Origin of the sequence: Leeuwenhoekiella aequorea (genome assembly GCF_004104375.1) — a bacterium.
Lineage (GTDB): Bacteria > Bacteroidota > Bacteroidia > Flavobacteriales > Flavobacteriaceae > Leeuwenhoekiella > Leeuwenhoekiella aequorea.
This window is the reverse complement of the sequence record NZ_QOVM01000001.1, coordinates 132,412-153,663: the sequence shown is the minus strand read 5'-3', so window position 1 is coordinate 153,663 and position 21,252 is coordinate 132,412. Positions and strand designations below refer to the sequence as shown.

General features: G+C 33.0%; 18 protein-coding genes and 1 tRNA gene. 5 read left to right on the top strand and 14 right to left on the bottom strand.

Going from position 1 to position 21,252, the window contains the following annotated elements:
- Window positions 1–30: 30 nt before the first annotated feature.
- The 3 genes from mnmG to DSM00_RS00605 all read right to left on the bottom strand — a co-directional run bounded on the left by mnmG (window position 31) and on the right by DSM00_RS00605 (window position 5,759).
- Window positions 31–1,908 carry a tRNA uridine-5-carboxymethylaminomethyl(34) synthesis enzyme MnmG gene (gene mnmG / locus DSM00_RS00615; RefSeq protein ID WP_128756087.1) on the bottom strand — a complete coding sequence of 626 codons (1,878 nt, stop codon included), beginning with the start codon at window positions 1,906–1,908 and terminating at the stop codon, window positions 31–33.
- A 67-nt stretch (window positions 1,909–1,975) separates the two neighbouring features.
- Complete coding sequence (gene ybeY, locus DSM00_RS00610) at window positions 1,976–2,401, bottom strand: rRNA maturation RNase YbeY (RefSeq protein ID WP_128756086.1); 426 nt, start codon at window positions 2,399–2,401, stop codon at window positions 1,976–1,978.
- Window positions 2,394–5,759 (bottom strand): hypothetical protein, encoded by a 3,366-nt coding sequence (locus DSM00_RS00605; RefSeq protein ID WP_128756085.1) that lies wholly within the window; start codon window positions 5,757–5,759, stop codon window positions 2,394–2,396. The genes ybeY and DSM00_RS00605 overlap by 8 nt, the downstream gene beginning before the upstream one ends.
- Before the next feature lie 213 nt (window positions 5,760–5,972).
- Here DSM00_RS00605 and gltX point away from each other — a divergent pair, with 213 nt between their 5' ends.
- On the top strand, window positions 5,973–7,487 hold the full coding sequence (gene gltX / locus DSM00_RS00600; RefSeq protein WP_128756084.1) for a glutamate--tRNA ligase: 1,515 nt from the start codon (window positions 5,973–5,975) through the stop codon (window positions 7,485–7,487).
- Here gltX and DSM00_RS00595 read toward each other — a convergent pair.
- A complete protein-coding gene (locus tag DSM00_RS00595) occupies window positions 7,482–8,144 on the bottom strand; it encodes a hypothetical protein (RefSeq protein ID WP_128756083.1) in 663 nt (220 codons plus the stop codon). The genes gltX and DSM00_RS00595 overlap by 6 nt on opposite strands.
- Before the next feature lie 86 nt (window positions 8,145–8,230).
- On the opposite strand from DSM00_RS00595, the gene DSM00_RS00590 reads away from it, so the two are divergent.
- The gene (locus DSM00_RS00590) at window positions 8,231–9,223 is read left to right on the top strand and encodes an SPFH domain-containing protein (RefSeq protein ID WP_128756082.1); all 993 of its coding nucleotides are present in this window, start codon (window positions 8,231–8,233) and stop codon (window positions 9,221–9,223) included.
- 77 nt (window positions 9,224–9,300) lie between these two features.
- Here DSM00_RS00590 and DSM00_RS00585 read toward each other — a convergent pair whose 3' ends face one another.
- From DSM00_RS00585 to DSM00_RS00570, 4 genes are all read right to left on the bottom strand, one after another.
- Entirely contained in the window at window positions 9,301–9,546 is a 246-nt protein-coding gene (locus DSM00_RS00585; protein ID WP_128756081.1) for a DUF6327 family protein, read from the bottom strand.
- A complete protein-coding gene (locus tag DSM00_RS00580; RefSeq protein ID WP_128756080.1) occupies window positions 9,533–9,988 on the bottom strand; it encodes a hypothetical protein in 456 nt (151 codons plus the stop codon). The genes DSM00_RS00585 and DSM00_RS00580 overlap by 14 nt, the downstream gene beginning before the upstream one ends.
- A gap of 6 nt (window positions 9,989–9,994) precedes the next feature.
- On the bottom strand, window positions 9,995–10,378 hold the full coding sequence (locus DSM00_RS00575) for a YtxH domain-containing protein (RefSeq protein WP_128756079.1): 384 nt from the start codon (window positions 10,376–10,378) through the stop codon (window positions 9,995–9,997).
- Window positions 10,379–10,500: 122 nt separating this feature from the next.
- Window positions 10,501–12,531, bottom strand: a complete 2,031-nt coding sequence (locus DSM00_RS00570) for a glutamine--tRNA ligase/YqeY domain fusion protein (RefSeq protein WP_128756078.1) — start codon at window positions 12,529–12,531, stop codon at window positions 10,501–10,503.
- 235 nt (window positions 12,532–12,766) lie between these two features.
- Here DSM00_RS00570 and folB point away from each other — a divergent pair, with 235 nt between their 5' ends.
- Both folB and DSM00_RS00560 read left to right on the top strand, forming a co-directional pair.
- Window positions 12,767–13,123, top strand: a complete 357-nt coding sequence (folB, locus tag DSM00_RS00565; RefSeq protein ID WP_128756077.1) for a dihydroneopterin aldolase — start codon at window positions 12,767–12,769, stop codon at window positions 13,121–13,123.
- 50 nt (window positions 13,124–13,173) lie between these two features.
- Window positions 13,174–13,244, top strand: a tRNA-Cys gene (locus DSM00_RS00560).
- A gap of 104 nt (window positions 13,245–13,348) precedes the next feature.
- Here DSM00_RS00560 and DSM00_RS00555 read toward each other — a convergent pair.
- The 3 genes from DSM00_RS00555 to rnr all read right to left on the bottom strand — a co-directional run bounded on the left by DSM00_RS00555 (window position 13,349) and on the right by rnr (window position 17,057).
- The gene (locus DSM00_RS00555; protein ID WP_128756076.1) at window positions 13,349–14,065 is read right to left on the bottom strand and encodes a LysE family translocator; all 717 of its coding nucleotides are present in this window, start codon (window positions 14,063–14,065) and stop codon (window positions 13,349–13,351) included.
- A gap of 48 nt (window positions 14,066–14,113) precedes the next feature.
- Window positions 14,114–14,785 (bottom strand): head GIN domain-containing protein, encoded by a 672-nt coding sequence (locus tag DSM00_RS00550; RefSeq protein WP_128756075.1) that lies wholly within the window; start codon window positions 14,783–14,785, stop codon window positions 14,114–14,116.
- A 61-nt stretch (window positions 14,786–14,846) separates the two neighbouring features.
- Window positions 14,847–17,057 carry a ribonuclease R gene (rnr, locus tag DSM00_RS00545; RefSeq protein WP_128756074.1) on the bottom strand — a complete coding sequence of 737 codons (2,211 nt, stop codon included), beginning with the start codon at window positions 17,055–17,057 and terminating at the stop codon, window positions 14,847–14,849.
- A gap of 1,033 nt (window positions 17,058–18,090) precedes the next feature.
- Between rnr and DSM00_RS00540 the strand changes: the two genes are divergently transcribed.
- A complete protein-coding gene (locus DSM00_RS00540; protein WP_128756073.1) occupies window positions 18,091–18,534 on the top strand; it encodes a GNAT family N-acetyltransferase in 444 nt (147 codons plus the stop codon).
- 44 nt (window positions 18,535–18,578) lie between these two features.
- Here the strand turns inward: DSM00_RS00540 and DSM00_RS00535 are convergent, their stop codons facing one another.
- The 3 genes from DSM00_RS00535 to rnpA form a co-directional block, all read right to left on the bottom strand.
- Window positions 18,579–18,956 carry a hypothetical protein gene (locus DSM00_RS00535; RefSeq protein WP_128756072.1) on the bottom strand — a complete coding sequence of 126 codons (378 nt, stop codon included), beginning with the start codon at window positions 18,954–18,956 and terminating at the stop codon, window positions 18,579–18,581.
- Window positions 18,957–19,066: 110 nt separating this feature from the next.
- A complete protein-coding gene (locus tag DSM00_RS00530; protein ID WP_128756071.1) occupies window positions 19,067–20,692 on the bottom strand; it encodes a S41 family peptidase in 1,626 nt (541 codons plus the stop codon).
- 105 nt (window positions 20,693–20,797) lie between these two features.
- Complete coding sequence (gene rnpA, locus DSM00_RS00525; RefSeq protein ID WP_128756070.1) at window positions 20,798–21,187, bottom strand: ribonuclease P protein component; 390 nt, start codon at window positions 21,185–21,187, stop codon at window positions 20,798–20,800.
- Window positions 21,188–21,252: the final 65 nt, after the last annotated feature.

Below are 21,252 nucleotides of genomic sequence, written 5' to 3'. Positions count from 1 at the left end.
TGATGATGATTGTTTCACGTGGAACCGTAATTAACGTCCCATATAAACCAACATTACTGAAATATCGCTTGGTGATACACCACTTACACGAGAGGCCTGAGAAATAGTTGTAGGTTGAATTTTAGAAAGCTTTTCGCGAGCTTCATAACTTAATGACTTTAACTTCGTATAGTCAAAGTTATCAGGAATCTTGATATTCTCTAGTCTCTGAAGTTTATCTGCGTTAGCTTTTTCCTTAGCAATATATCCTGCATACTTAACTCTAATTTCAGCCTGCTCTAATACTTCAGTATCTAAATTATTTTTCTGAACGTAATCTTTTACGTCAACAAAATCTAACATATCTGATAATTCAATTTGAGGTCTGCTAAAGATCTTCACCATCTTATCAGATTGTTTCATAGGAGAAGTCCCTTTCTCCTCAAGTATAGGATTTGCTTCCTCTGGAGAAATACTCGTCGTGTTGAAAAAGTCCACTAGATTTTGAGCTTCTTTTTCTTTTACATCTAAAGCGTACATTCTATCATCACTAGCTAAGCCAATCTTATGAGCTAAAGGTGTAAGTCTACTATCTGCATTATCCTGACGCAATAAAGTTCTGTATTCTGCACGTGAAGTAAACATGCGATACGGCTCTTTGGTTCCTTTAGTAATTAAATCATCTATTAATACACCTATATAAGCTTCGTCTCTTTTGAGAATTAAAGCGTCTTTTTCTTTAACTTTTAAACTCGCATTAATTCCAGCCATTAATCCTTGTGAAGCAGCTTCTTCATATCCTGTAGTTCCATTTATCTGCCCGGCAAAATACAAACCAGAAACTACCTTAGTTTCTAATGTATGTTTTAATTGTGTAGGTGGAAAATAATCATATTCGATTGCATAACCAGGTCTAAAAAACTTCACGTTTTCAAATCCGGCTACCTTTCTTAAAGCTTTAAATTGTACTTCCTCTGGTAAAGATGTAGAAAAACCATTTACGTAATATTCAATTGTATCCCATCCTTCTGGTTCTACAAAAAGTTGGTGTCTGTCTTTATCTGCAAAACGATTAATCTTATCTTCAATTGAAGGACAATATCGTGGTCCGGTACTTTTAATTCTACCGTTAAACATAGGTGATCTATCAAAACCTTCTCGCAATAAATCATGTACTTCTAAGCTTGTATAGCTCATTTGACAAGATCGTTGTTTTGTTAGTGGTTTTGTTACATTGCTATAACTAAACTTTTGTGGATTGACATCTCCTGGCTGCTCGATCATTTTTGAGAAATCTAAACTGCGACCATCTACTCGAGGAGGCGTACCCGTTTTCATTCTGCCAGATTCAAAACCTAACTCAAGTAATTGTTCTGTTATTCCTTTTGAATTACGCTCCCCTGCTCTACCACCTCCAAATTGTTTATCTCCAATATGAATTAATCCATTTAAAAACGTACCATTTGTAAGAACAACTGATTTGGCTTTTATTTCAATTCCTAATGAAGTAATTACTCCACCTATGCGATCGCCATCCATTAATAGACCACTTACCATTTCTTGATAAAAATCAAGATTAGGTGTACGCTCTAACATAAGTCGCCACTCATCTGCAAAACGCATTCTATCACTTTGCACTCTGGGACTCCACATAGCAGGCCCCTTACTTTTATTCAACATCTTAAACTGAATAGCAGTCTTATCGGAAACAATCCCGCTATAGCCTCCCATTGCGTCAATTTCACGAACGATTTGTCCTTTAGCAATTCCTCCCATAGCAGGATTGCATGACATCTGAGCGATCGTTTGCAAATTCATTGTAACTAGCAGCGTGCTGCTTCCGGTATTTGCAGCTGCAGCTGCGGCCTCACAACCTGCGTGGCCGCCACCTACTACAATTACATCATATGTTTGATCAAAAAAACTCATTGTTCCACGTGAAACATTTAATTATACTTCCTTAAAAATGGCCGCAAAGATACTAAAAATTAAGCGCCTAAGATGGCTCTGCAGTATTCCATAAATTCAAATAATAATCCTCCTTATTCCGCATAAGTCTAATTTCATCCTCGGATTTATCTCCATAACCACACATATGTAAAAGTCCATGAATCATAACGCGGCGAAGTTCTGTGTTAAATTCAACACCAAATTTATCTGCATTTTCAGCAACACGATCTGTACTAATATACATCTCACCATTTAGAAGTTTACCCTCGGTATAGTCAAAAGTAACAATATCTGTATAGGTGTCGTGCTTTAAAAATTGCTCATTGATTTCTAACAAGTACTCATCAGAACAGAATACGTAACCCAACATTTCTATCCCATACGATTCTTTTAAAGCTGCTGCTTTAATCCAATTCTCAGTTTGATCTACTAAATCTAAACTGAAATTATTTTGACTATTAAATTCAATCATTGTCTTGTAAATATTCTTTAACCTTTATCTTGTAACTAGTATTAAGAGGTAACACATCTCTATTCAAAAGTTCCTTAGAATTAAAATATTGAACGCTATCAGGAATAATATCTTTAGCCGAATTAGAAAAGAGTTTATCATTTGAAACTGATTCTCGATTAGAGTTTTTGTCCTTTTCCTGAGAGGCATCTTCGAGTTTTAAGAATTGTTGAATAACTTCATTTATTCTACGCTTTGCCTGTTCAGAATTTCCGTTTAAAAGATCAGATTCAATTTGATCTATATTCTTGAAAATCTGTGAGGCATTCTCTATAATTCCTTCTTGCCTAATAAGATCTTCTAACCTTTTTCTAATCGACTCTTGTTGTTTATAAATCTCAAATTGTCGTGCCAATTCGTCTTCACTTACACCAGCGCCACTATTTACTTTGGGATTTTTAGAATCGTTAGTTCCCTTTTTACCAGATCCGGACTCTTTAGAATTAGAATCTTTACCAGATTCCCCTCCATTTCCTTGACCGTTTTGATCGTTACCTAATTGCTCTGCAATTTCACGCTGAGACATTATAATATCTTGAAGCTGCTTACCTGATCCCCGGCCTCCGTGTTGAGGGAGCGGCATAGGCTTACCACTAGAACCACTGCCTAAAGCTAACGACAATTGATCTTGCATATTATCTAAAATATTCGATAGCATATCTGCAAGTGTGTTTGAAGAACTTACAACATACCGCTCACTAACCACACCCATATCGACATTATTATCAGAAAGCCGCTCAATAGAAGCGTCCAGATTGAAAGTAATATTAGTAAGCTCTTTATTTATATCTTCCTTAAGTGAACCATTGCGAAGCGATAAAGCAAAGAGACTATCATCAATATGCTTAAAATTCTCACGCAAAACATTCTGTTTTAAAAGGAACTTAGAAAAAGAAGGATTAGAATTATTAATAGATTTAAAATTATCCATTAGTGCTTCTTGATCAAAAGAGAACGTAATTAAGTTGTCTAAAATTTGACGAAGCATCTCAACATCTTCTTGAAGCTGCTGAGTATCCCCTCCTCCACCAGACTCAAAAGAATCAAGTAATTTTTTTCCTAGCTTCTTCAGTTTTTGACCAGCTTCCTTTTGAGTTTCTTTGGGATTAGAATCACTAGAGTTAGAAGGATTGTCCAAATTTTTAAGTGCCTTATTTTGGGCATCTTTTATTTGTTGTTCTAAGTTTCTATCACTAGGCACTTCCAGAGGTTGTTTAAGACCTTGATTTTCTTTCTCTAGATCACGCAGAGATTGTTGTATAATACTAAATTCTTCATTTAACTTTTTCTGCTTTTCTTTATTAGATGATTCTGTATTTGTACCCTCCTTAATCTGTTTATCTCCTGTATTAATAAGCTGTCTCGCTATGCGTTCTCCTTTGGTTTTAATATAAAAACGCTTCGTTAATTCTAATAGTTGTTGCATACTCCTTTTAGAATTATTGCTATTCTTTGCCATTTTATTGAGCTCCTCTTTTAACTCCTCATCACTCATCAAATCCTGGAGCTTTGACAATTCATCTAACAGTTTTTCCTGTTCCTCAAGTTCCTTCTCATTTTCTTCAACTCTAGATTTTAGCTGCTCGCTTTCAGGGTTGGAATTTTCATTCAGTTTGTCTAATTCCTTAAGGCTATTTTTTAATTTTTCAGAATAACTTTTCATTATCTCCTCCTGAGCCTGCTGCCTTTCTATAAAAGATTTGAGTTTTCGCTTATCATTAAAGTCGAGCTTATTCTTTTCCTTTTGTAAATTCTGTATTACCTTTAATTCTTCTTGCTGTTTAGTAAACTTGTTAATAGATTTATCTATTCCTTTAAGACTATTCTGCTGCAATTCTAATTGTTTATCTACTGCAGCTTCACGACTTAATGATTGAAAAATAAAGATTTCAGACTGGGTTTTTTTATAGCCGTGTATAGCATCGTTATCACGCACTTCAAAGTAATAGGAATATGAAACTCCAGTAGTTAATTTGAGATTACCGGGAAATGAAACGTAAAATTGGTCAATAGTGCTATTGTTTGTGGGAATAGCAATACTTTTCTTATTATTTAATTGATTATCAATATAATAAACTAAGTTTAAGTCATGTAAACCGTAATCATCAGAAATTAATCCTTTATAATAAGTTTGACTCGTACCTAACGTATCCTTTTTAGATTCAATAGTAATGTCTGGAAATAAATCTGGGATAACTTCAACTGAATAATTAAGCGTTTCATAATTTTTCACCTGTTTATTACTTGTAGCTATTTGATAATTTACAGTCTCATAAATAGTTTTTGAAAAACTGAAAATATCTGAATTCAAATTAAAATACGATACTAGTGTATCATTTTTCCACGATACTTCAGACGTGTTTTTTGCTGAAAGTAACCAGTCAATTTTTGTGCCTTCAGGAACTTTTATAGTGCTCGAATTGTTTATAATTTTATCTTCCATCTGTAAATAAGATGGAAAATGGAGATGCATATTGAAGGATTGTATAATCGGAGTCGGAACAATCTTAAACTCATACGCTGTAGAAAATATTCCATTTCCTGAAAAATTTACCTTGAGATTTTTATTAGGTTGATTCACTTTATAAGTAAAAATCCCTCCTCCCTTATTTTTCATAAAATAAGTGACCTCATTTATTGTAATCGACACTTCTTCTGGAATTTCTGAACCCGCAACTTTAGCACGAATTTCAAAATCACTACCAGAAATAATAGATCGTTCTCTATTAAGAAGTGTAAATTGAAATGGCGCCGGTGGTGTATATACCTCTTTATAATTAATAACACGCTTTGCACTACTACCTAGAATATTTGAAGATTCGCTTAAACTAATAGCTAAAAATATAAGAACCGGAATAGCGGAATACTTGATATATTTTGCATTGGATTTATAATTAATAGCTAATGAAAATGGTATGGGTTCTAATTCGTGGCTTTTTTGAAGAATACTAGCTTCTACCAAATCTGATTGCTGAGAATTTGATTTTAACTGAAGCGTATTAATTAATTTATCCCGTACCTCGGGAAAATAATTTCCAATTATTAAGGAAGCCTCTGTAAAATCAATACCCTTAGAAAGTTTAAATAATCGAAACGTAGGAATAAGTATAAACCTATAGATTAGTAACAACTCGATACCTACAAATGACCAAAATAGAAATCCCCTCCCCCAACTACTTAACCAGAAAAAATATTCAATTGCTAAAACAACCAGCAAATAAGTAAGTCCAATACCAATAAAAAATAGAAAACCCTTAAGAATCTCATTCTTATAATATTTCTTAATAAAGCTTTCTAATTTTCTCTCTAAACCTTCCACAGCTACCTCTTTAATTAGCTTGTTTTCTAGTAACTAAAGCTACGTCAATATATTCTAGTTAGTAATAGCAAAAATAAAAGGTTCTTATGAGATAATAAACCGTGTATAAAACGCAATGAAGAGCTGATCTCAATTTAAAAAAACGATTAACATAGTTCACTGCAAGTGCTACACTTAGTAAGATTGAGTACCTTTGCAGCCTAAAAAAATTATATGTCTAATAATGTTCGTGTGCGGTTTGCACCAAGTCCTACAGGACCTCTTCATATAGGTGGTGTACGCACCGCTCTTTATAATTATCTTTTTGCAAAAAAAAACAATGGAACTTTTATTTTACGTATCGAAGATACAGATCAAAATCGTTACGTTGAAGGTGCCGAAAATTATATAATAGAAGCCCTTAATTGGTGCGGAATCCCGTATGACGAAGGTCCGGGTAAAGAAGCTGGTTATGGACCTTACAGACAAAGTGAGCGTAAGGATAAATACGTTGCTTTTGCTGAAAAATTAATTGCATTAGGAGACGCTTATTATGCTTTTGATACTGCTGAAGCATTAGATACTCACCGTAAAAATCACGAAGACCAGGGAAAAACATTTATATACAACTGGCATAATCGCAATAAACTCGATAACTCACTCAATTTAAGCCAAGAAGAAACTCTTAAACGTATTGAAGCCGGAGAAGATTATGTGATTCGATTTAAATGTCCCGAAAGTGAAATTCTAGAACTAGATGATCTTATAAGAGGTAGCGTAGAAGTTAACACAGCCTTATTAGACGATAAAGTGTTATTTAAGTCTGACGGTATGCCTACTTATCATCTTGCTAATATTGTAGATGACCATCTAATGGAAATTACTCACGTTATACGTGGTGAAGAATGGTTACCCTCAATGGCTTTACACGTTTTACTTTACCGTGCTTTTGGCTGGGATGCTCCAAAATTTGCACACTTACCGTTAATTATGAAGCCGGTAGGTAAAGGAAAACTTAGCAAGCGCGATGGTGATAAAATGGGATTCCCTGTATTTCCACTTTTATGGAAAGATCCTAAAACAAATGATGTTTCTGCAGGTTACCGCGAAGATGGCTATTTGCCAGAAGCTGTAATAAATATGTTAGCCTTTTTAGGGTGGAATCCTGGTACTGAAAAGGAAATTTACAATCTTGAAGAGTTAATTCAGGATTTTGATCTTCAACGAGTGCATAAATCGGGAGCAAAATTTGATCCTGAAAAAACAAAATGGTTTCAACAGCAGCAATTGCATATAGCTTCTGACGCTTCTTTAGTAAAGGGATTGCAAGCCATTTTAGCTGGTAAAAATCTTGATTATGATGATGCTTATGTTCAAAAAGTAATACATCTGGTTAAAGAACGTGCTGTATTTGTAGCCGACTTATGGGAACAAGGAAACTTCTTTTTTGAGAGACCAGAGAACTATGACGAAAAAACAGCTAAAAAAACTTGGAAAGATGATACAGCAGAGTTAATGCTTATCGTATCTAAACTTGTAAATGAAACCGAAGAGTTTACAGCAGAAAATTTATCTGCAAATGTTAAAGAATGGATTCAAGCAGAGGGTTTAGGCTTTGGTAAAGTAATGCAACCTTTTAGATTAAGCTTAGTAGGATCTATGTCTGGCCCAGATGTTTTCGTCATTGCAGAAACAATAGGCAAAGAACGCACACTTGAGCGTATACGATATGCTATCGAAAAGTTATAAGTAAAAAACAATTCCTGCAGTGATAAGGCTTAAGTTTCCTTTAAAATTTATTGCTGCAGGATCTTTATTTTCAAGATTCTTTTTATTTAATTTCTTAAGCGCGTTGGTCACACCATATTGGTATCTGGCAATAAAACGTACATTATCAATTCCTGCAGAAAAACCACCAAGGATCATTCCGTTGAGTCGCGACCACTCTTGAATATCTTCTGCTCTTAATGAGTCGTAGCCTTCAATAATATACTTTTTCTGATCTTCATTTTGTAGCTTTAAAGCACTATTGATTTGCAATACAGGTCCAAATTCGATGGTTAAATTTTCAGCAAGTATAAGGTAACTTAGCAATAATTTTATTTGTGCTCCTGTAGTTGTATAATTTACATCTTGAGCTTTATTTGTTAAATCTCGTGTACTCATTTTAGCAGAAGCTTGAATAAAATCTACACCGTAAATAAGATCAAAATTATTAAAGTATGCACCTCTTTGCGATAATCCTGCAATATATCCACTACCCTGCTCCGTATTAAAATTTGATGTATTTAAATTGAGAAGTGCGTATTGACCTTGTAAACCAATGTGGTTGTATTGTGTTTTATAGCTCTGAGCAGCTACAGAACTATAAATTATAAATATCAGTATATAAAATAGTGTTTTCAAAAGCGTTACAAAATTTAGGATAGGACGACAAATGTATTGTATTTTTAATGAGTCTCTTAAAGGAGATATAATCTAAAAGAATTACTATGACTTACTTTTTACCTGTAATCCTATTTCTAGGATTAATTATTCTTATCTCTTCAGTTTTTATTGTTAAACAGCAAACAGCTGCTGTAATTGAACGTTTTGGTCGTTTTACCAGTGTTCGTAATTCGGGTATCCAGCTTAAATTACCTCTTGTTGATAAAATTGCAGGGCGTATTAATTTAAAAATTCAGCAATTAGATGTTATCGTTGAAACTAAAACTAAGGATGATGTTTTTGTACGCTTAAAGATTTCGGTACAATTTCAAGTAGTGAAAAATAATGTATACGATGCTTTTTATAAACTAGAGGATCCCCAAAATCAAATAACTTCTTATGTATTTGACGTAGTACGATCTGAAGTTCCAAAAATGAAACTTGATGATGTTTTTGAGCGTAAAGATGATATTGCTATAGCTGTAAAAAGTGAATTGAACCAAGCGATGACAGATTATGGATATGATATTATTAAAACGCTGGTAACAGATATAGATCCAGATCAACAAGTAAAGATTGCAATGAACAGAATTAACGCTGCAGAACGTGAAAAAGTAGCAGCTGAATACGAAGCTGAGGCAGAACGTATCAAAATTGTAGCTAAGGCACGTGCAGAGGCCGAAAGTAAGCGTTTACAAGGTCAAGGTATAGCAGACCAGCGTAGAGAGATTGCAAGAGGTCTAGAAGAGTCTGTAGAGGTTTTAAATAATGTTGGTATAAATTCACAAGAAGCGTCAGCTTTAATTGTGGTTACCCAGCACTATGATACTTTACAATCTGTAGGTGAGAATACAAATTCAAATCTTATTCTTATGCCTAATTCACCTCAAGCCGGAAGCGAAATGCTCAATAATATGATTGCTAGTTTTGTCGCCTCAAATCAAATAGGTGAAGAGATGAAAAAGAAGAATGAAGCTAATGGGATAGTTCCTAAAAAGAAGATAAGAAAACCACGTCCTGAAAGTGGTTATGATTCTAACTTTGATGATGAGATATAATTGATTATTTCAGTATAAATAAAATGCCTCAGATAAATCTGAGGCATTTTATTTATTTTATTAAGTAACTAAAAAATTTACTCGTTTTCTCCTTCGACGTTTTTAACCTTGACTCGCTTAATACCTAAAATCGAATTAACAGCTTTTAAAACAATAGTTTTTTGAGCTATTGCTCCTACTGTATTCGCTACCATAGAAATTGGTGAAAAGGAAGATTTAACATCGTTAATACTAAGCTTTACCTGCTCACGATCAATCTGATTTTGAAGTTTGAGAACTTTTAAATCGTGTTCTATTTCTAAAAAAGATTTATAAACTTTCATGAGTTGCTCGTATTGGTTCTACATCTTGTTGATAAATTACAGTAGTATCTTCTGCTTTCTTACTATAATCTTCCTTTTTGAAATCATCTTCATCCTCTTGAAAGAAAATTTCAGAATATTTTGTAAGAACAATTTTAGTGATAATAGGTTTTCCAAATGTGCGGTATAGCAATAAAATTAATAGGTAAAAACCACCCATAATAAAATACCCATAGCTAACACTATTTAATGATTCACCTATAATAATCGCTAAACCTACAGAGATGAAGAGTACAAAAATCACACAAATGCTACCCATTACTAGTAAATTTACTAGTGATACAGCACCACTCATTGATTTTTTAAAAATATCTAGTTTGTAATATTCAATACTACTATCAAGATATTTTTTAGCATCATCAGCTACAACATTTATATGTTTTGAAATATTGAATATTGACATTTCCGCTTATACTTTTGCGGTTGGTACATTGATATCTTTAATATCCTGTACTTCTTCTTCTACTTTGCTCGCGGTTTTAGCATTTTTAGATCGCAACTCTTCAAGTTTACGCTCCATAGTCACTAAAATATCGTCAGCCTTTGTACTAGCAGTTTTAAGAGTATCTTCTAACTTAGCATCAAAAGATTTCTTTGCCTGCTTTGCAGAAGCGCTCAAGTTTTCTGAAGTCTCGTTAATCTGTTGCTCTAACTTTCTCTTTGCTTCTTTAGCATTTTTAGATATTTTCTTTCTTGTTTTATCACCGCTTTCTGGTGCATATAATAATCCTAGACCTGCTCCAATTGCTGCTCCAGTGATAAGTGCTAAAATTGTATTTCCTGCTTTTGACATGGTTATGGTTTTAAGTTTCACTCAAAATTAGCATTGTTTAAAACCAATCACCGTTAATAACCGGTTAATAATTAAGCTATTTACCTTAAAGTAATGCTAAAAATATTTTAATCGATCTGTAATTATACCATATCTGCGCTTTGCTCAAGAAGTGAGTCTCCAGAGTTTTTCATTTCAGTGAGATAAGCAGCTACATCTGCATCATCTTTAGAAACAATACCATTTTCAATAAGAACAATTAGCGTCTCTAAAACAGCTAATCGTGTACCTATTTTTTTAGCTGATGTATTAAACAATTCTTTTAGCTCTTCGTAATCAACATCCTTAGCCAGATTTTGAATTTGTTTGATACTTTTTAAACGCTTTTCTTCTGGTAGTTGACCTAACTTCTTCCCTATCTTTTTGATTTCATTTAGAGCCGGTATTTGCGGTATTTCCTTTACTGGTACTTCTTTCTTTTGAGGCACAACTGTAGACTTTGTTTCAGTTTTTGCCCAAGTATCTCTTAAACCTACTGTTTTGTTGAAGATTAGATTTGATGGTGTGCTCTCTTTATCAACATTGAAATAACCCATACGTTGAAATTGAAAGATATCAAGCGGTTTTACATCACTTAAACTTGGTTCCAGATAGCCAGTTATTACTTCTAAAGAATCAGGATTTAAATACTCCATAAAATCTACATCCTTATTTCCATCTGGAGACTCGTGATTAAATAAGCGATCATAAAGACGTATTTCTGCTTTTATAGCGTGTTTTATAGAAACCCAATGTAGTGTTCCTTTTACTTTGCGTAAACTGGCTTCTGTACCATTTCCACTTTGAGAATCGGGATCATACGTACAATGAATTTCAGTAATAGTTCCTTGTGAATCCTTAACAACAGATTCTCCTTTGATGATATAAGCATTTTTTAAGCGTACTTCTTTGCCTATACTTAGTCTAAAATATTTATTATTTGCAGATTCTTTAAAATCATCACGTTCTATATAAAGCTCCTTAGAAAAAGGTACTTTTCTAAAGCCCGCGCTATCATCCTCCTGATTGTTTTCTGCATCCAGCCATTCTTCTTGATCTGCCGGATAATTATCTATAATTAACTTTACAGGATCAAGAACTGCCATTACACGTGGAGCAGTTTTATTTAAATCTTCACGTATATTAAATTCTAAAAGCGACACATCAATAACGTTATCACGCTTTGCTACACCCACAGCATCAATAAAATTACGTATAGATGCTGGTGTATATCCTCTTCTTCTAAACCCAGAAATGGTAGGCATTCTAGGATCATCCCATCCACTTACAATACCTTCTTCGACAAGCTTAAGCAATTTACGCTTGCTCATAATTGTATAACTCAAATTCAGACGAGCAAACTCACGCTGTTTTGGTTTTACACCGTTTGTAAAAATATTATCTACAAACCACTCATATAAAGGTCTATGGGGTTTAAACTCTAAAGAACACAAGCTATGAGATACTTGTTCCAGATAATCACTTTCACCGTGAGCCCAGTCATACATTGGGTAAATATTCCAGGCGGTACCTGTACGATGATGTGCTTTATTAATTACACGATACATTATAGGATCCCGCAGAAGCATATTAGGAGATTCCATATCAATTTTTGCACGTAAAACATGAATGCCTTCTGCAAACTCACCATTTTTCATTCCTTCAAACAATCTCAAATTCTCTTCTACAGATCGGGATCTGTAAGGACTATTTGTACCGGGTTCTGTAGGAGTCCCTTTTTGCAATGCCATAGCTTCGCTCGATTGAGAATCTACATAAGCTTTGCCATCTTTGATAAGTTGTACAGCCCAATCATACAGTTGCTGAAAATAATCTGAAGAATAACAAATCTTATCCCATTTGTAACCTAACCACTTAATATCTTCCTGAATAGCATCTACATACTCCTGCTCCTCCTTAGACGGATTAGTATCGTCAAAACGCAAATTTACAGGTGCGTTATAAGTCTCTCCTAACCCAAAGCTAATACAGATTGCCTTACTATGACCTATATGTAAATAACCATTAGGTTCTGGAGGAAATCTAAAGCGTAGATTTTCTTTTGGAAATCCGTTATTGATATCTTCTTCTACTATTTGCTCTAAAAAATTGAGCGCTATATAATCTTCTGCCATTGTATTATCTGTGCTGTATGAGAGTGTAAAATTACTAAAAATACACGTCTAAGATCGCTTAATATATTCTATTTAGAGCTGTATAATATTACAGCTTCATCAAACATATAATATCTTTACGCGATCTAATATCGCCAAGAGCGTAAAATTTAAAAAATTGCTTAGATAAGCTAATAGATAGGACAAAGAACATCATCTAATTGCAATTAAATTTACCCTTCAGAAATTAAAATATATGGGAGTTATAAAATTGAATAAAGTTAAAGTATATGCATATCACGGCTGTTTAATTGAAGAAGGTCAAATAGGGTCGGATTATTTTGTAGATCTAAAAATTAGAACAAATTTGACTACGCCTGCAATTACAGATAATCTTAGCGATACTGTAGATTATGTGCATCTAAATAAAATAATTAAAGAGGAAATGGCGATACGATCAAAACTTCTTGAGCACGTATGCAAACGTATTTTAGATCGTTCATTTTTAGAAATATCGAGTATAGAGAAAGCCACAGTAACGGTACGTAAAGTAAACCCTCCCATAGGTGGTGATGTAGCTTCTGTAGGAGTATCTATAACTAAAAAACGTTAATCTCTTTTATATCCAAAGAAAAATCTTAAATTTGCACTCCCAATACAAAGGGTGTCGTGGCCGAGTGGCTAGGCTCAGCTCTGCAAAAGCTGCTACAGCGGTTCGAATCCGCTCGACACCTCAACAAAGACTCTTCAAATTTGAAGAGTCTTTTTTTGTTTAAAATATTGATATTATTTTAGTTAGCAATTAATTGAAGATTTCTAAAATCTAACTACGGAAAATTTATAGGGTTATGGAGTCCCCATGAATATTGAACTGCGTTTCTGGAGCAATCTCTTCAATTCGTTTTTCGATCTGTTCAATTTTTGCAGGAAACATTCCTTTAGAAATTAAAATTAATCCGAAGACAAACATTAAAACACTAATACTGCGCTTAATTATAGAAATACGTGTAGGTGTTAATTTACTTCTCAACTTCTTAGCCAGCAGTATTTTAAAAATATCTGTTATTAAATAGGTACTTAATATTCCACCGAAAAATAGAAGTAGCCTATCTGAATCCATATCTAATGCAGGACCTGCAGATATTAAAATTACAAGCCAAAATCCCAAAACTCCTATATTGATAAAGTTGAGTAGAAATCCCTTTACCATCAATCCAAAATAATTACGCTTACTCATCACAACCGTAGGATGCTCATCATCTTCAAGCTTATTATTTTTGACTCTTAAAAAAGAAATGACCCCGTACATCGCTAGAAGCATTCCTCCAAAAATAAAAAGTGCCGGATCATCTTTGACCTTTGCCAGAAGCTGGTTTGTACTAAAATAGGCAATTAGAATAAAGGTAATATCTGCAAGAACTACACCTATATCAAAAATAAAAGCTGCTCTAAATCCCTTTAAAGCAGCTGTTTCTAGCAATACGAAAAATACAGGTCCTACCAGAAATGCAAGTAAAAAACCTAAAGGTATAGCTGTTGTAAAATCTTGTAACATTAGGATTTAAAAATCGATGTGCTACAAAAGTAACTAAATTGAGTTAAATCACTTCACAACGTTAATACGGCCTCCTATAAATTTGTCTTGGATGACTTCGGTAGGATTACCATAAACATCAACATCTCCTCCTGCTCTTATTTTAATTTGAGCCGTTCTACGAGCAAAAATGTCTGCTTCTCCACCTGCTTGTATTCTTAAGGTTGTGTCTGTAGTTTCTAAAGATTTTCCTTCAAAAATACCTCCGGTATTTATCTCTACATTTTGCTTTTCTGCAGAACCTTTAGCTTTAATAATACCTCCGGTTACAGCACGCATTTCTGCAAATTCTACATCTAATCCTGCATTAACAATTGCGCCTTCCTGTACACGTATTTCAATTCTACTTTGTTCTAAAAGTTCATTAATTTCAACTTGAGCACCTTCATTAGCATCAATTACACGTAAATTGTTATAATATACTTCTACAAAAGTCTCATTACCATCAAATATTTTATCAAGATTCATACGCACTTTTAAAACTCCATCGCTGTTTACGAGTTCTATATTTTCGGTATCCTTTCCCTTTAAAATAACTTTATTTTCAGAAGACTTAATAAGATTAACTCGCATACGGTCAAACACTTTGACCTCTGTAAAATCACCTATATTTCGTTCGTTATTCTGTGCATTAGCTGCACCTATTGTTAGAAGAACTAACAACATAATTAAATTTTTCATACGTTTTGATTTTGTAATGTAAAGACAAACTCTTTTTTGATTTGTTACACTTAGAAAGCGATTAGGCTTTATTCTCATATTCTGCTTTTGTACCAATCAAAGTAAAATCAAGATGTTTTTTTACTAGATCGGCTTCTTTAACCTTTACATAAACCTCATCGCCTAACGTAATTGTCTGTTTTGATTTTCTACCTACAATAGCATATTGCTCTTGATCAAAATCATAATGATCGCCTTTGATATCGCGTAAACGAATCATTCCCTCACACTTATTATCGATAATCTCTACATAAATTCCCCATTCGGTAACACCAGAAATTACACCTAAGAAAGTTTCATCCTTATGATCTTGCATAAATTTAACCTGCATATACTTAATAGAATCGCGCTCTGCGCTAGTAGCTAAATATTCCATATCACTACTATGCTTACATTTTTGCTCGTACTCTTCTTCATTTGCAGACTTACCCTGATCCAAGTAATGTTGTAATAAACGATGAACCATTACATCTGGATAACGTCTTATAGGTGAGGTAAAATGGGAATAATAATCAAATGCTAAACCATAATGGCCTATATTATCTGTACTATAAACAGCCTTACTCATTGTACGTATAGTTAATGTATCAATAAGATTTTGCTCTTTTTTACCAGCTACATCACTCAATAAATTATTTAAAGATGCTGTGGTACTCTTGCGATCTTTATAGTTCATTTTATAACCAAATCGACCGGCTATAGTTTGTAATGCCGCTAATTTTTCATCATTCGGTTCATCATGAATTCGATAAACAAATGTTTTTTTAGGCGTTTGCTTACCTATAAATTCTGCTACTTTCTTATTGGCAAGAAGCATAAATTCTTCAATAAGTTTGTTGGAATCTTTAGAGCTTTTAAAGAACACACCTACAGGCTCATTATCTTCATCAAGATTAAATTTAACCTCCACTTTATCAAAAGAAATAGCACCATTTTTCATACGTTGTTTACGCATGATCTTAGCTAATCTATCTAGTTCTATAGTAGCTTCTACAATAGCATCAGTAGAAGTATATTCTTTTCCTGTTAAAGAAATCTCTGCAGGTATAGTGCCTTCACGGGTTTCTATAATATGCTGCGCTTCTTCATAAGCAAAACGGGCATCACTGTATGTAACAGTGCGTCCAAACCACTGATCCAGAACTTTACCTGATGATTTATCTAATTCAAAAACCGCAGAAAATGTATATTTTTCTTCATTAGGTCGTAGGGAACATGCATTGTTAGATAAAATTTCAGGAAGCATAGGTACTACTCGATCAACAAGGTACACCGAAGTAGCACGCTCATAAGCTTCATCATCTAAAATGGTACCAGGTACCACATAATGCGATACATCTGCAATATGAATTCCTATCTCATAATTACCATTTTCTAATTTTTGAAAACTTAATGCATCATCAAAATCTTTTGCATCTTTAGGATCTATTGTAAATGTCAAAACATCGCGCATATCCCGACGTTTTTTTATCTCATCTTCTTTTATGCTCGTATCTATATTATTAGCATAATCTTCAACTTCTTTAGGGAAATCGTGCGGTAATCCATACTGTGCAAGTATAGAATGAATTTCGGTATTGTGTTCCCCAGGCATTCCTAGGACTTTAATAACTTTTCCAAATGGAGAATCAGCTTTTTCTGGCCAATCTTCTATTTTAACTAAAACTTTCTCACCATCCTTTGCATCCCCTATTTTATTCTTCGGAACAAATACATCAGTACGCATTTTTCCTTCTGCAGATGTATTTACAAATGCAAAATTCTTCTGCATTTGTATCACACCTACAAATTCTTCCGTTTTACGCTCTAGAATTTCGACAATCTCGCCTTCGTGTTTCTTACTACGACGTTGTTTATATACATAAACCTTAACGGTATCACCGTTTAAGGCTTTGTTCATATTGTTTTTAGGTATGTAAATATCCTGTTCCATTCCTTCTACAATAACATAACCATCGCCTTTAGAAGTACAATCAAGTTTGCCGGTATGGTAGTGGGATGTAGCGTTAAAGCTAAATTTTCCTCGTTCTTTTTCTTCAACGTGCTTTTTAGCTGTAAGTTGAGACAGTTCTTTAACAATCTCATTACGACTATTAGGGTCGTCAACTTTTAATTTAGCAGCTATTTGTTTATGATTAAAAAGCTTTCCAGGTTCTCTTTTTAAAATCTTCAGAATTTTCTGAGATAGGTCTGCTATTTGTGTAATGGGTCTTCTTCTTCTTTTATTTGGCATTCAATGCTTTGTATTTAATATTCGTAAAATTAGGGTTAATCGCTTTAACTGAGTCTTTAGGAACGTGAACTTTAAGTTAATCTTGGTCATATTAGCCTTTTAAGAGACTATTTAAAGGTTTGATAACCACTTCTTAATCTTTAAACTTAGTTTATTGTTAAAATAAACTTAAATTTACAACTATAATGAACTCTTATTAATGCTATGAAGATACTACGTATCAAGAAAAATGCAATTTTTTATATATTTCTAAGTATACTTATACTTGGAATTATAGTTGTCTTTACACACGTAAATTCACAATTTTAGAAATCAATTTTCAAAATATTTAATTTCTAGAGTTCCATAATTTGGAACTCTTTTTTTTTGATTAAATCTTACACTTGTTAACAGTATATATAATAATCATTTTTCTTTTTAAAATTTTAAATAAAATCTGTTTGTTATTATAGTGTGTTAATAGCGGTATAAGTTTTAGATCATGTTCTTAGGATTATTAATTATAGGTACTTATGAACGTATTATTAATAGGTTTATAAAGTCTAAAACACTTGATTTTCAAGGAGATTTTAATCACTGTTAACAATTGTTGATAACCCTAATTAAATAGATTTTTAAGATAAGTTTTTACTAACAATTATTAAGATTAGAATTTTTTTTTGCTCATAAACTGAACACAAAATTTAGAAAGATTTTCTTGCATGGTATTACCCATGTTCTGCTTTGTATTTTTTTATTTAGAAACCAATTTTCATTTTGATTTTTTGAATACAACTTATTAACAAGCATGTTAACTATATGTTAACTCATTGATAGTTAAGCTTATTTCAAGTTTCACTATTTATATCTAATTGATACTAAATAAATTAAGTTTATAGCAGTTAAATGTGGTTATTATACACTAAAATAAGACCGTATTTTCTCTGTAAATCACCTTTGAAAAATTCTAGACTTAATCATAAATATTGAAGTCAGTTTAAATATTTATAGGAAACTTGCACTTATTAAGTTTCAAACAATCTCACAAACTAAAATGGAAATCAAGATACTTCCCTTTGAGCAGCTAACGGCTTCTAAATTATATGAACTATTACAATTACGCGCAGAAGTCTTTATAGTAGAGCAAAATTGTGTTTACCAAGATATAGACGGTAAAGATTTTAAAGCATTACATGTATTGGGATATGAGAATAATACTTTAGTTGCTTATACTCGCATTTTTAATAGAGGTGATTACTTTGAAGAAGCTAGTATAGGAAGAGTTTTAACGCATACTCAATATCGTAAGTTTGGTTATGGTAAAGTAATTATGCAAGCTTCTATCGATTATTTAGAAAATCAGTTTAAGGTGGATACAATAGAAATTTCTGCACAACAGTATCTCGGTAAATTCTATACAGAACTCGGTTTTAACAAAGTTGGTGAAGGTTATTTAGAAGATAATATTCCGCATATAAAGATGATAAAAAGCAAATAAAAAAACCGCCAATTGGCGGTTGTTCTGTTATGTCTAAATGCTATTTAGATTTTGAGTGGTGTTTTATTCAAACTTATACTATCAAGCATCTCATCTGTAAATTTATAATGTCCACGGGTGGTCAAAATTTTAAATTTGAAGTTCTTCATTGTACTTAAAACATCTAGAAAAAGCCATTTAGACTTTAATAATCTGGGTTTCTTAGACTTTAAACTAAGTTCAAATATATGTTTCTCGCCGTCACGCTCTGCAACTATATCTGGCGTAATAGATATTTCACTACCTTTTTTAATGTATGATTTTGGACTTTCAAAGCCTTCAGTATCGGCTTTTATGTTTTCAAATCCACGATCTTCTAAATAGCTAATTGCAGTTCCTAAAATTTCTGTATTCTTATCGGTGTCTTTATCAATAGTTATCATTTTGATAAGATAACAAATTAGAATTTAAATTCTCTTAAATTTCGGTTAAAGCACTAAGTGGAAAGTTAATACGAACAGTAAAATTAAAATTTCCTTGTATTTTGTTTAGATTACAATTTTAGAATTTGAGAATATCTCTTACTATCTTTTAAGATAGCTATCGCCTGAGCGATTTCTTCATTATGCTTAATTTGATATTCATAAAGTCCGTCTCTATAGAAATAACGCTTCACCAATTCGTCGATTATTAAATTAGAAATTTCTTTCTCTTTAAGATCCAACTGCTGCTTTTTAGCTGCATCTATGGTTTTCATCAAACTCGCATATGCTGTACTAATTTCTCCTTGCAAATCATCTTTATCTGCGCGTATATACGATTGTTCTAATTCTTTTTCAGTTTGGGTTTGATATTCAAAACCATTTTTAATCAGAAAATTTTTAAAAGAAATATAGTCTGCATTGGTAAATTTAAAGTCAGAGATACGCTCGTATGTATGTTTATAATAATAATCTGTAGCAAAATCAAATATGGCCTGATCCATTAAAAGGGCTTCAGTTATTGCACTTAATTGTGCAGATTCTATTTGAACATCAGGTAAAATTCCACCGCCGTCATAAACACTTCTGCCTGCTGCTGTTTTAAATTCATTATAATCTTCAACGTTTGTACGTATAGCGTTTCCTTGCTCGTCTCTATTCCAATAATCAAGAGCTTGTATACAACGCCCGCTAGGCGTATAATATCTAGATATAGTTACTTTGAGTTGGGTTCCATACGTAAGTTCTTTAGGACGCTGTACCAGTCCTTTTCCAAAGCTTCTAGCCCCTATTATTACGCCACGATCGTAATCTTGCAAAGATCCTGAAACAATCTCGCTGGCAGAAGCACTACGACCATTAATAAGAACTGCAACGGGTATCTGAATATCTAATGCTTCATTTTGAGTTCTATATTCTTGGTTATATTTTTCAATAACAGATTTTGTCGTTGTTATAACTCTATCTTTTGGAATAAATAAATTGCTAACATTAATTGCTTCAGTAAGTAATCCTCCGGGATTTCCTCTTAAATCTAAAATTATAGAGGTTGCACCTTCGCTTTTAAGTTGGGATATAGCCTCTGCTGTTTCTTCGGAAGCTTTCTTATTAAATTTTGATAATACGATATAACCAATAGTACCCTCAATTAATGAATAATAAGGGACTGCTTTTATATCTATTTCTTCACGTTTTAGAGTTGTTTGTTTAATAGATCCTTGACGTTTAAATGATATAGGAATGCTAGTTCCTGGTGCCCCCTGAAGTAAGTCACCTGCATCAGAATTAAAATCTGCAATTGTGATATCCCCTATTTTTAGAAGTTCATCACCTGCTTGTAATCCCGCTTTATCTGCAGGATAATCTTTATATGCTTCTAAAATTATTATTTTTTTATCTCGTGTTAATATAGAAGCTCCTATACCGGTATACTCACCCGTGTTATTGATACGGGCATCTTCAACCTCTTGTTCTGTCCAGTATTTTGTATAGGGATCAAGTTTTGACAGCATACCTTCGATAGCAGCATCCATTAACTCTGACGGATTTACCTCATCGACATAATTCATATTAAGCTCTTTAAAAAGCGTCGTGAAAATTTCGAGTTGTTTAGCGATTTCAAAAAAATCGCTTTTGAAACTTACTGTACTCAAAAACAGTAATACAGCTGCTGTAGAAACGAATATCCTTTTTTTCATAATAAATTATGTTGATGTTTCTAGTTGAATTAAGTTGCTAATTTTAAGTACAACTTTCCAGTATTTAATACTAATACCAGATTGAGTTGCTTAATAGATTACGTTCTAGATATCGTCTGATCCAGCGCTTACTTTGCTATTAAATTTTGAGATAAGCTTAAGCATAGCTTTTTCCAATTCTATATAACTTACTTCTTCCCTACCGGTGTAAATAAACATAAACGCAAAAGTTAACTCATTAGTTTGAAAACATAGTTTATTTTTTCGATAAACCTCTCTCATTAGGCGTTTTAACCTATTTCTTGTTACCGCAAGCTTATGGTTACGTTTTGCTACTGAAAAGCCTGCTTGTATAACCACATCTTCTTCAAATAAAGGTGCCTGAGTATAAAAAAGTAATAATGGATAAGCGCTAACTTTTTGACCTTGTTTAAACAACAAGTCAATGAGTTTTTTGCGTTTTAAGTGTTCTTTTTTAGGGAAAGTTTGATTCATTATAAATTACCCTCAGGTGAAAATATTAGTTTGGTAAAGATAGTTAACTATTGTATCACTAAAAT